Raw genomic sequence first — 11,626 nt, 5'->3', positions numbered from 1 at the left:
TCATGAGCACGCCCGATCGGCCAAGCGGAGAGAGCCAGTGAGCACGTCGGCCGTCGAACCCGGCACCCGTCTCGCCGAGCGCTTCCGGCTCGAGGACCGCGTCAGCGAGTCCGACGGCGCCACCCTGTGGAAGGCCATCGACGAGATCCTCGCGCGGCCCGTGGCCGTGCACACGTTCTCGCCGGACTTCCCGCGCGTCCACGAGGTCGTCACGGCCGCCCGCGCCGCGAGCAGGCTGACCGACCCGCGCCTGACCCAGGTGTTCGACGCGGCGGAGGACGACAAGCACGCCTACGTCGTCAGCGAGTGGGTCACCGGCGAGTCGCTGACCGATCTGCTCGCCTCCGGGCCGCTGGAGCCCGAGCGCGCAGCCGGGCTGGTCGCCGAGGCCGCCGAGGCGCTCGCGCACGCTCACGAGGCGCAGCTCTACCACCTGTGCCTGCGCCCCGCCCACCTGGTGTGGACCACCGGCAACACCGTCAAGGTGCTCGGCGTGGCCGTCGACGCCGCGATGTACGGGCTGACCACCGACCAGCCCGCGCTCGACGACGCCGAAGGGCTCGGCCGGCTGCTGTACGCCGGGCTGACCGGCCACTGGCCGGGCGACGAAGAGGAGGGCGGCCTGCCCGCCGCCCCCATGAGCGACGGCCATTTCTGCACGCCCCGCCAGGTCACCGCCGGCGTGCCCGGCTACCTCGACGCGGTCACCGTACGCGCCTGCCTGCCCGAGTCCCGGCGGGGGCAGGGCGCGCTGACCAGCCCGTCCGAGGTGGCCGAGTCGCTGGCCGACGTGGCCAGGCCGATGCCGATCCCGATCTCCTACCCCTCGACCCCGGCGGTGGCCTCGGCCTCCCACACCGAGGGCCTCGACATCGCCCACCGCCCGCAGCGCACCACTCCCGTGACGCCGCCGCCGGTGCCGCGCCGCGTCTCCAACGGCGGTGGCCCCAGCGTCGTCAACCGGGTGCTGATGACGCTGGTCGTCCTGCTCGTCATCGCCGCCGTCGGCGTCGGCGCCTGGACCATCGGCCGCAGCCTGGGCAGCCCGACCACGCCCCAGACCGCCGGCACCAGCCCCAGCACCTCCGCCTCGGCCTCGGCCGCGGCGCAGACCGTCAAGCCGAGCAAGGCCAAGGGTTTCGACCCGCTCGGCGACGGCGAGGAAAAGTCCGAAATCGCCCCACTGGCCATCGACGGCAAGCCCAGCACGCTGTGGAAGACCGAGGCCTACACCAGCGCCGACCTCGGCCGGCTCAAGGACGGCGTCGGCCTGCTGCTCGACATGGGCAAGACCATGCAGATCAGCGACGTGGTCGCTACGCTGTCCGATGCGCCGGGCGCGACCGTCGAGCTCAAGGTGGGTGACTCCCCCGATCTCGGCGCCCTGAAGACCGTGGCCACCGAGAAGAACGCCGCAGGTAAGACCACGCTGGCCCCGGAAGAGGCCGCCAGCGGTCAGTACGTTTTGATCTGGTTTACACGTGTTCCGGCGGATGCAGGCAAGTTTCATGGCACCATCTATGAAGTAGTGGTGCACTCTCCCGGATCGGCATAATCAGGAAACTCTCTTGTGAACTCCCCACCCGAGACACCCTCAGCAGCGGAGCGGCCGGCGGTCACAGACGCCGAGCTGCTGACCGCGCACATCAACGGGGATCCACACGCCTTCAGTGAAATCGTCAAAAGGCACCGCGACCGCATGTGGGCGGTCGCCCTGCGTACGCTCGGTGACCCTGACGAGGCCGCCGACGCCGTGCAGGACGCCTTCGTCTCCGCATATCGCAAGGCCGCCACGTTTCGCGGCGAGGCGGCCGTCACAACCTGGCTCCACCGCATCGTGGTCAACGCGTGTCTCGACCGGATGCGCCGTAAATCCGTCAGACCGGTCGCCGATGACGAGCTCATCGAGGCCGCCGAGCGCGAGACCCCCCTGCCCGACCAGACGGTCGAGCGAGAGGTCTCCATGGAGGTTTCGGCCGCTCTGAAACTGCTACCCAACGACCAGCGCGCGGCGCTGGTCCTCGTCGACATGATGGGCTATTCGGTCGAAGACGCAGCTCAGGTGCTCCAGGTGCCGAGCGGCACGGTGAAGAGCAGATGCGCGCGGGGGCGCGCGAAACTTGCCCCGATTCTTTCGCATCTGCGGAACCGAACGGACCTCAATCGCGTCTCATCCGCGAAGGGAGCAGAACTTCGTGACGGGTGATACGCACTACGATCTGGAAATCCTGGCCGAGTTGGCCGAGGGTCTCCTAGACGTCAGCACGGCGCGCCAGGTCCGCGAGCATCTCGCGGTCTGCGACCCCTGTGGGGAGCTACTGGCAGACCTGGCGGCGGTTCGCGAGGTGCTCGCGGCGACTCCGACACCGGCCATGCCGATGGGAGTCGCACTACGCATCGACAAGGCGCTGGCCGCCGAGGCGGAGTCTCGGCGCGGCGGAGGTGTCGGCCTCGCGGAAACACCCGACTGGGATGAGCTCATGCGGGACTCCCCGTGGGAGCGGCCAGTCGAGGTGCCGGAGCCCGTAAGCTTCGGCCGGTCCTTTGCAGACGTTCCCGAGCCGGCCCGCTTCGGCGAGCCCGCCGAGGACGTTCCCGAGCCCGTGCGCCTCGGGGTGGTCTCCGACGACGGCACCATCGTCCCGGCCAGGCGCAGCGCCTCGCGGCGGCGCCGGTGGGCGATGCCGGCGGTGGCTGCCGCCGCGGCCGCCGTCGTGGTGGGCACCGCCGTGGCCTCGACCGGCCTGCTCGCCGCGGGCGGCGGAGGTGATGGCAGGAACAGCAGCAGCGGCAACGGAGGCGTCGTCGCCCAGCCGTCGGTCTCGTCCAAGACCACCGACATGCGGGCCAAGGCCTACGCGCTGACCGACAGTGGCCACAACTACAGCGACCAGGACCTGCGCCAGCCGCTGGAGGGCCTGTTCGGCTTCGCGCGCATAGTGCTCGCCGACTCCGAGGACAACTCGCGGGCCGAGAAGTGCGTGAGCCGGGTGGCGAGCCGTTCCAAGCTGCCGACCTACGCAGTCGACCAGGGCCAGTACAACGGCCAGGAGGCCCTTGTCATCGCTTCCTGGAAGGACAAGGCCAGCAAGAAGCTGCGCATCGACATCGTCGACCCGTTCAACTGCAAGAACCTGCGCAAGCCCACTCTGGGCCGCTGGTAACAAAACGGACGTCAGAGCCCGCTTCGGCGGGCTCTTTCGTTTTGTCTGTACGTTGTCCGAGCGTCGTTGGGTAGGCCGGGGAATCACGGCGGCCTAGGATCTGTTGACGCCGATGGCAACAGCAGACGAGGAAGGCGTGGAGCGTTGAGCGACGTTCGTAACGTGATCATCATTGGATCCGGCCCAGCTGGCTATACCGCGGCCGTCTACTCCGCGCGCGCCGAGCTGAAGCCGCTGGTCTTCGAGGGCTCCGTCACCGCGGGTGGCGCGCTCATGAACACCACCGACGTGGAGAACTTCCCGGGGTTCCCCGACGGCATCATGGGTCCCGACCTGATGGACAACCTGCGCAAGCAGGCTGAGCGGTTCGGCGCGGAGCTCGTGGCCGACGACGTGGTCGAGGTGGACCTGGAGGCCAACCCCAAGGTCATCAAGACCCACAGCGAGACCTACTACGCCAAGTCCGTCATCCTGGCCATGGGCTCCGGCTACCGCGAGCTCGGCCTGGAGAACGAGAAGCGCCTGTCCGGACACGGCGTGTCCTGGTGCGCGACCTGTGACGGCTTCTTCTTCCGCAACAAGGACATCGTGGTCGTCGGCGGCGGCGACACCGCGATGGAGGAGGCCACGTTCCTGACCCGGTTCGGCCGCATGGTGACGGTGGTGCACCGCCGCGACTCGCTGCGGGCCAGCAAGATCATGCAGGACCGGGCGCTCGCGAACGACAAGATCCGCTTCGTCTGGGACTCCGAGGTCATCGACGTGCTCGGCGACGCCAGGGTCGAGGCCGTGCAGCTGCGCAACGTCAAGACCGGCGAGGAGTGCGAGCTGGCGACCGACGCGCTGTTCCTGGCCATCGGCCACGACCCGCGCACCGAGCTGGTCAAGGGGCAGATCGACCTCGACGAGAACGGCTACATCAAGGTGGCCGCCCCGAGCACGGCGACCAACATCGACGGCGTGTTCGCCGCAGGTGACGTCGTCGACCACACCTACCGCCAGGCCATCACCGCGGCCGGCACCGGCTGCTCCGCCTCGCTCGACTCCGAGCGCTGGCTGGCCAACAACGAGAAGTAAGGAGCGCACCGTGAAGGCTGTCACCGACGCCACTTTCGACGCCGAAGTCCTCAAGAGCGACAAGCCCGTGCTGGTCGATTTCTGGGCAGAGTGGTGCGGGCCGTGCCGCCAGGTCGCGCCCATTCTGCAGGAGATCGAGAATGAGCACGGCGACCGGCTGGAGATCGTCAAGCTCAACATCGACGAGAACCCTGAGGTGCCGCGCCAGTACGGCGTACTCCAGATCCCGACGATGAACGTCTACAAGGGTGGCGAGGTCGTGAAGCAGATCATCGGCGCCAAGCCGAAGGCCATGCTGCTGCGCGAGCTCGAGGGCATCATTTAGGGCGCATCGTCTAGTGCGCCCTTCGGGGCGCGCTTGGATCGTTGCGGTTCGCCTGTTGGTTCCGGCGCGCTTCGCCCAGCGAAAGCCCCTCGCATCGCGGGGGGCTTTCTGCTGTCCGGGTGTGGTGCGCGGGCGGGGGCGGCTGCCGTTGATGTGCGGAGGCTGCCGCCGACGTGCGGGCGCTGCGGTTGGTGTACGGGCGCTGCCGCCGGCGTGTGGGCGCTGCTGTTGGCGTGCGGGGCGCTCAGTGGCCGCTAGACGGGACGTAGGGCGCGTTCCGGACTCATGGAGCCCAGGAGACGTTCGAGGGCCACCTCGACGTCCTCACGCCAGGAGATGGCGGTCTTCAACTCCAGCCGCAATCGCGGGAATCGCAAATGCGGACGAACTGTCTTAAAACCAACAGAAAGCAAGTATTCCGCCGGAACCACGCAACTGGGCTCTTCCCACTTCAGATCCCCGAAAGCTTCAATGGCCTTCACCCCACGTCGCGTGAGGTCTTTCGCCACCCCCTGGATGAGCATCCGCCCCAGCCCGCCACCGGAGAACTCCGGAATGATGTGGGCCGTCATCAGCAGCACGGCATCGGCGCTGACCGGCGAGGTCGGGAAGGCCACGGAACGCGGGGTGTAGAGCGGCGGGCTGTAGAGCACGAACCCGGCGGGCACTCCGTCGACATAGAGGATTTTCCCGCAACTGCCCCATTCGAGGAGCGTGCCGGAGATCCAGGCTTCCTTCTCCAGCCCCGGGTCACCGGATCCCACCGCGCGCTCTCCGCTGACGGGATCGAGCTCCCAGAACACGCACCGACGGCAGCGGCGCGGGAGATCTTCAAGATTGTCCAGGGTTATGTTGACCAGCCGGCGCGACAACTACGGCCCCTATCGTTGACCCGGAAAAGCGCGCGAAAACCGCGTCCACAGGTGGCATCGTAGCTCAGTGAAGATGTCGCCAGCGGACACCACGACGGTTGAGCCCGGTCGCGAACGACATGTCCGACTGGCGTAATCTGGTATTTCGGTCCGATATGACACCTAGGAGGTGGACCGTGACGGAAGAGCTGAATCACGGTCAGACACCCGCGACCCAAGGGTCACGCATCGACGCTTACGTCGATCGGTACGCGGCACGAGCTACCGGGATGGTCGCCTCCGAGATTCGAGCTCTTTTCGCCGTCGCGTCGAGGCCCGAGGTGGTCTCGCTCGCCGGCGGCATGCCGTACGTCACGGCTCTTCCCCTCGACATGGTCGGCGAGCTGGTCTCCGACCTCGTCACCAAGCGCGGTCCCGTCGCGCTGCAGTACGGTTCCGGCCAGGGCGATCCGCATCTGCGCGAGCAGATCTGCGACGTCATGCGGCTGGAGGGGATTCACGCCGGGGCGAACGACGTGGTCGTCACCGTCGGTTCGCAACAGGCCCTCGACCTGATCACCCGGATCTTCATCGATCCGGGTGATGTCGTCCTGGCCGAAGGTCCCTCCTACGTGGGGGCGCTGGGTACGTTCGCCGCTTACCAGGCGAAAGTGGTCCATATCGCCATGGACGATCAGGGCATCGTGCCCGAGTCGCTGGCGCAGACCATTTACGCGCTGGAGACGGCCGGGGCACCCATCAAGTTCCTCTACACGATCCCGACCTTCCACAACCCGGGCGGCGTCACCCTCAACCTGGCCCGCCGCCAGCAGGTGCTCGACATCTGCCAGCGCGCCGGGGTGCTGATCATCGAGGACAACCCGTACGGGCTGCTCGGGTTCGACGGGGAGCCCATGCGGGCTCTGCGCGCCGACAACCCGGACGGCGTGGTCTATCTGGGGTCGTTCTCCAAGACGCTCGCGCCCGGCTTCCGCGTCGGGTGGGCGTTGGCGCCGCACGCCATCCGCGACAAGCTGGTGCTGGCCATGGAGTCGGCGGTCCTGTCGCACTCCTCGTTCACCCAGCTCGCCGTGGGCCAATACCTGACCACGCAGCCGTGGCGGGAGCAGATCAAGACGTTCAGGGAGCTCTACCGCGAGCGCCGCGACGCGCTCCTGGACGCCCTCGACGCCCTGATGCCGCCCGAGGTCACGTGGACCCGGCCGGCCGGAGGCTTCTTCGTGTGGGCGACCCTGCCCGAGGGGCTCGACTCGAAGGCGATCCTGCCGCGGGCCGTGGCCGAGCGGGTGGCGTTCGTACCGGGGACCGGGTTCTTCTCCGACGGCAGCGGGGCTCGGCACATGCGCCTGTCCTACTGCTACCCCGAGCCCGACCGCATCCGTGAGGGCGTGCGCCGGCTCGCCGGGGTGATCGAGCAGGAGATGCAGCTGCGCGACACGTTCGGGACGGGCTCCGTACGCGACCACCTGGGTGTGGACACGCCGGGGCCGGACCTGGCCTAGCTCGTCCGACAGGGCCGGCGTCACGTGGCGCCGGCCCTGGTCTTTTGTCGGCCGGGGGTGTCCAGGTCTTTTGTCGGCGAGGTGCCCGGGTGCTAGGTCGGCGAGTTGCATGAGGGTGCTTGCCCGGGCCTCAGGGGCGGGGAGATGCCCGGATGCTTGCCCGAGCCCCAGGGGGCGGCGAGGAGGCCCGGATGCTTGCCCTAGCCCTCGGGGGACGACGAGGAGGCCGGAGGCTTGCCCTGGATGAGCGGGGATCGCCGGAGAAACCACCTCCCGTACACCATTCGCCCCCGACGCCGGTACGGTTGGACAGCGTTCGATCAGCGGAGGAGATGTGATGAGCGATCTGGGCCACGTGCTCGTGCTGGCCGGAGGCCTCTCCTATGAGCGAGAGGTGTCACTGCGCTCTGGCCGCCGAGTCAGCGAGGTGCTGCGTGCGGCGGGCATCGACGTGGAGGCTCGCGACACCGATGCTTCTCTCGTGCCCTCGATCCTCGCCGATCCGCCGGACGCGGTGTTCGTGACCCTGCACGGCGGCGCGGGCGAGGACGGCGCGATCCGTTCGGTCCTGGAGTTGCTCAACGTGCCGTACGTGGGCGCCGATCCGGACGCCTGCCGGGTCGCCTTCGACAAGCCCACGGCGAAGGCCGTCGTCCGCTCCGTCGGCCTGCGGACGCCCGAGTCGGTCACCCTGCCGAAGGAGACGTTCCACGACCTCGGCGCGACCGTGGTGCTGGGACGCATCGTGGAGCATCTCGGGCTCCCCCTGTTCGTCAAGCCCGCCCGGGGCGGCTCGGCGCTGGGCGCCTCGATCGTACGCACTGCCGAGGAGCTGCCAGCGGCGATGGTCGGCTGCTTCGCCTACGGGGACACGGCGCTGGTCGAGCGTTACGTGGAGGGCGTGGAGGTCGCGGTCTCCGTCGTGGACCTGGGGCACGGCCCGGTGGCGTTGCCCGCCGTGGAGATCGTCCCGGACGAGGGCGTCTACGACTACGCGGCTCGCTACACGGCCGGGCACACGGAGTTCTTCGCTCCTGCCCGCCTGTCCGCGCAGGCCGCGGCCGCGTGCGCGGAGACCGCGGTGACGGCGCACACGGCTCTGGGGCTGCGCGACATTTCCCGTACGGACCTCATCGTCGACGCCGAGGACGTCCCCTACTTCCTTGAGGTCAACGTGGCGCCCGGCATGACGGAGACGTCGCTGCTGCCGATGGCGGCGGAGGCGGCCGGGCAGGATCTGGGCGACCTCTGCCGTGCACTCCTCCAGAACGCCGCCGCCCGCTTCCAGTCCTCCTGACCACTCCCCTGGGGCCGGCTGCCGGATGCGGTGAAAGTAGCCTGGCGGGTGTGCTGATCGATTCGACGTACCTGAAGAGTTTCGCCAGTGACAACCACGCCGGCGTGCACCCGGGGATCCTCGCCGCCATCGCCGGGGCCAACGAGGGCGACGCGCCCGCCTACGGAGACGACGGGTGGACGGCGGCGTTCGAGAACAAGGTCAAGGAAGTGTTCGGCTCCGGCGCCGAGGGCTTCGCGGTGCTGAACGGCGCCGGGGCCAACATGGTGGGCCTGGCGCTGATGCTCGGCCGCTTCGACGCGATCATCTGTGCCGACAGCGCCCACATCGCCACCCACGAGGCGGGGGCGGCTGAGCGCCTGCTCGGTGTGAAGCTGCTGACGGCGCCCACGCAGAACGGGGACGGCAAGCTCCGCCCCGAGGACATCACCTCGCGCCTCGACGGGATCGGCAACCCGCACGTCTCCCAGCCGACGGTCGTCTCCATCTCGCAGGCGACGGAGCTCGGCACCTGCTACTCCCCTGCCGAGATCTCCGCCCTGGCCGAGACGGCGCACGCCGCCGGGCTACGCCTGCACCTGGACGGTGCCCGGCTCGCCAACGCCGCCGCCCACTTCGACTGCGACCTGAGGGCGATCACGGCGGACGTCGGGGTGGACGTGTTCAGCTTCGGCGGCACCAAGAACGGCGCGCTCGCGGCCGAGGCGGTAGTGGTGCTCGACCCCACGCTGACGGACGCCGTGCCCTTCCTGCGCCGCCAATCTCTTCAGCTCGCCTCGAAGATGCGCTTCATTTCCGTCCAGCTCTCGGCGCTCCTGACGGATGACTTGTGGCGGCGGAACGCAGGACACGCGAACGAGATGGCCGTCCGGCTGGCTCACGGGCTGGCGGAGGTGGACGGCGTGTCCCTCGCTCAGCCGGTGCAGTCCAACGCCGTCTTCGTCACGCTCCCTGCTGCTGTGGTGGAGGCGCTCCAGCAGCGGTACCTGTTCCACTACTGGGACGAGGGGGCTGGGATGGTGCGCTGGATGACCGCCTTCGACACGACGCCGGAACACGTGGACGGCTTCCTGGACGACCTCCGCAAGGCGGCCGCCCTGTAGATGCGCGGACGCGTCCACCCCCTTGTTTCACGTGAAACACCCCACCCGTCGCCGGCCTCCCCCGCTCCCCTTCCAACGTTTCACGTGAAACACCACCCACCGTTTATCGGCTGACGGAGGTGGAAGGAGAGGACGGTGCCGCAAGACAAACCCGCCCTCCCAACGACGTACACCGCACGAGACCAACCCAGCCATGAGCCCCACACGCCCCGAAACAACTCACCCCTCAATCCCCCGCCACCCAAGACCAACACCTCCTCGGACACCCCCAGCGCAGGAACGGCCCTGGCGCTGAGGCGAACTCGGAGACAGCGCCGGCGTGGGGGCGTGTCGATGCGGGCGCGCGAGACGATGCGAGCGCGAACCAGCGCAGCGCGCACCGGGCGGACATTGACGCGAGATAGGCAGGGGCCCGGTGCGGAACACGGAGTCCGGCGCGAGACGAGGTCCGATGCGAGGACGCAGCCCGGGACGACAGACGGCACGGGCCAGCGGCACGCTACGCGTTGGCGGACGGTGCACGGCACCGGGCGACATGAAACGGCGGACAAGCGGGCCGGACACCGCGGCGCGACATGGCACGGCGGACAAGCGGGCCGGACGCCACGGCGCAGCACGGAGCGGCGCGGCGCAGCACGGCGTGGGACACGGCTGACGGGGGATAACCGCCACGGCACGGCAGGGCGCGAGGCGGCGGGCGGCGGGCGGCGCAGGAGGGTGGCACAGCACGAGCGGGCGGGCGCCACGGGCCGGGCCGAGGTCAGGGCCAGGGCGGCGAATGAACGGCGCGGGCACAGGAGAAGCGCGGGGTTACCTCCCCTCGACCCAGCACCCCTGCGCATCGAAGCACGCGACCGACACAGCGCATGGGTAGCTCGGAGCCAGACAGAGCGCCGGAGTAGACGCGACACACGATCAACACAGGGACGTCCCAGCACCAGACCAAGCAGCGAAGCGGACCCGCTGCGGGGCGAACGCATCGCAGGGCAACGCATCGGGAGGTGAACGCGACGTAAGGCGAACGCACCCCACAGGGCAGCGCACCGCGAGGTGAACGTGACTTAGGGCAGACACCGCCGTCGCCAGTCGGGGGCGCACACTCGCCGGGCCACACACCAGACACACCGCAAGGCCACCCACCGCCGATACCCCCGGGCGTCGGGCGACCCCCGAACGCCGGCCGACCGCACCGCAGGCGAACCCGACACAGGGGAACGCAACGCAAAGTCGCCCCGCCTCCTATCCCCCGCGGCGCCGGGCAGACACACCGCAGGGTGAGCGCGCCGCAAGGCACACGCAACCACACGGTCGTCCGCCGTCTATCGCGCGACACCAGCGGGCGGTGCCAGGCGGCGGACGTGGGGGCACGGCCTGTGCGCGTGATCGATGCAACGCAAACCGAAGTCGGCGTGAGACCGCCGATGCGAGTCCGCCCCACAGCGACATCGCCAACGGCTCGGCGCGGGGTAGACCGATGCCCGGCTGCCTCTTGCACGCCTCCTAACCTCGCACCGCACGACACCCGCTCGGCGCAAGGTAGACCTATGTCCGGCTGCCTCTTGCACGCCGTCGAAGCGGGTGCCGCACGACACCCGCTCGGCGCGAGGTAGACCAATGTCCGGCCCTCCCCTGCACGCCGCCAGCTTTGTCGCCACACGGCATCCGCTCACGCAGCACGCGGAAAGCGCAGCGTGGAGGTCGGCACGGAGAGTTCGGCGCGGCCCGCCGCTGGCCCCGCGCACCGCCGGCTCGGCGCGCGGCCGGCTCGACGCGCGGCCAGCACGGCGCGCGGCCAGCACGGCGGGGCATGAGGTCGGCGTAGCCACGGCATGAGGTCGGCTGCACGAAACGACTCGAGCAGCTCGGCGCCAAACCCACGGATTGTCTACGGCGTCGACCCCGAATGCTCGACGTGCTCATTGAGCGTCCCGAGGGGCAATGGGCAGGGGGCGACCGCCGACCGCCGACAGGCCACTGCCCTTTGGGACACCGACGGAGACGCCCTCTCTTCCGAGAGAAGCGAACGGCGATCCTCTCGCCGAGGTTCTGACAATCGCGTCCATCGCTCGAGACTGCAGGAGGAGGTCTCCCCTGCCTCAGGTGCGGCCAGTGCAACGGTGGCGGGCGCACTGGATTTGCCGGGTTCACATTGGCCGCAGACTGCGGATGACGAACCGCGGACCGAGGACGACCGACAGCGGACACGACCGACAGCAGATGGCGGACAGCGCACGGAGGGCGGAGGGCAGCGGGCAGAGGGGGACCCCCGATCCTCGGCCTCCGCCC

General features: G+C 69.3%; 9 protein-coding genes. 8 read left to right on the top strand and 1 reads right to left on the bottom strand.

Annotation, left to right across the window (positions count from 1 at the left end; all coding sequences use genetic code 11):
* Positions 1-37 precede the first annotated feature (37 nt).
* From ETD85_RS30600 to trxA, 5 genes are all read left to right on the top strand, one after another.
* Positions 38-1,555 carry a protein kinase family protein gene (locus tag ETD85_RS30600; RefSeq protein ID WP_138693273.1) on the top strand — a complete coding sequence of 506 codons (1,518 nt, stop codon included), beginning with the start codon at positions 38-40 and terminating at the stop codon, positions 1,553-1,555.
* A gap of 15 nt (positions 1,556-1,570) precedes the next feature.
* On the top strand, positions 1,571-2,206 hold the full coding sequence (gene sigM, locus ETD85_RS30595; protein ID WP_138693272.1) for an RNA polymerase sigma factor SigM: 636 nt from the start codon (positions 1,571-1,573) through the stop codon (positions 2,204-2,206).
* Complete coding sequence (locus ETD85_RS30590) at positions 2,196-3,164, top strand: anti-sigma factor family protein (RefSeq protein WP_138693271.1); 969 nt, start codon at positions 2,196-2,198, stop codon at positions 3,162-3,164. Before sigM ends, ETD85_RS30590 begins: the two co-directional genes overlap by 11 nt.
* Positions 3,165-3,308: 144 nt before the next feature.
* Positions 3,309-4,241: a thioredoxin-disulfide reductase gene (trxB, locus tag ETD85_RS30585; RefSeq protein WP_138693270.1), complete on the top strand. Its 933-nt coding sequence runs from the start codon at positions 3,309-3,311 to the stop codon at positions 4,239-4,241.
* A gap of 10 nt (positions 4,242-4,251) precedes the next feature.
* Entirely contained in the window at positions 4,252-4,566 is a 315-nt protein-coding gene (trxA, locus tag ETD85_RS30580) for a thioredoxin (protein ID WP_138693269.1), read from the top strand.
* 254 nt (positions 4,567-4,820) lie between these two features.
* On the opposite strand, the gene ETD85_RS30575 is transcribed toward trxA, so the two are convergent.
* Positions 4,821-5,369 carry a GNAT family N-acetyltransferase gene (locus tag ETD85_RS30575; protein WP_240779538.1) on the bottom strand — a complete coding sequence of 183 codons (549 nt, stop codon included), beginning with the start codon at positions 5,367-5,369 and terminating at the stop codon, positions 4,821-4,823.
* Positions 5,370-5,707: 338 nt separating this feature from the next.
* Between ETD85_RS30575 and ETD85_RS30570 the strand changes: the two genes are divergently transcribed.
* From ETD85_RS30570 to ETD85_RS30560, 3 genes are all read left to right on the top strand, one after another.
* Complete coding sequence (locus ETD85_RS30570; protein ID WP_240779543.1) at positions 5,708-6,940, top strand: aminotransferase-like domain-containing protein; 1,233 nt, start codon at positions 5,708-5,710, stop codon at positions 6,938-6,940.
* 337 nt (positions 6,941-7,277) lie between these two features.
* Positions 7,278-8,237, top strand: a complete 960-nt coding sequence (locus ETD85_RS30565; protein ID WP_138693266.1) for a D-alanine--D-alanine ligase family protein — start codon at positions 7,278-7,280, stop codon at positions 8,235-8,237.
* A 50-nt stretch (positions 8,238-8,287) separates the two neighbouring features.
* Positions 8,288-9,340: a threonine aldolase family protein gene (locus tag ETD85_RS30560; protein WP_138693265.1), complete on the top strand. Its 1,053-nt coding sequence runs from the start codon at positions 8,288-8,290 to the stop codon at positions 9,338-9,340.
* Positions 9,341-11,626 lie beyond the last annotated feature (2,286 nt).

Origin of the sequence: Nonomuraea zeae, from assembly GCF_005889725.1 — a bacterium.
Classification (GTDB): domain Bacteria; phylum Actinomycetota; class Actinomycetes; order Streptosporangiales; family Streptosporangiaceae; genus Nonomuraea; species Nonomuraea zeae.
This window is presented reverse-complemented; position numbering and strand designations above follow the sequence as displayed.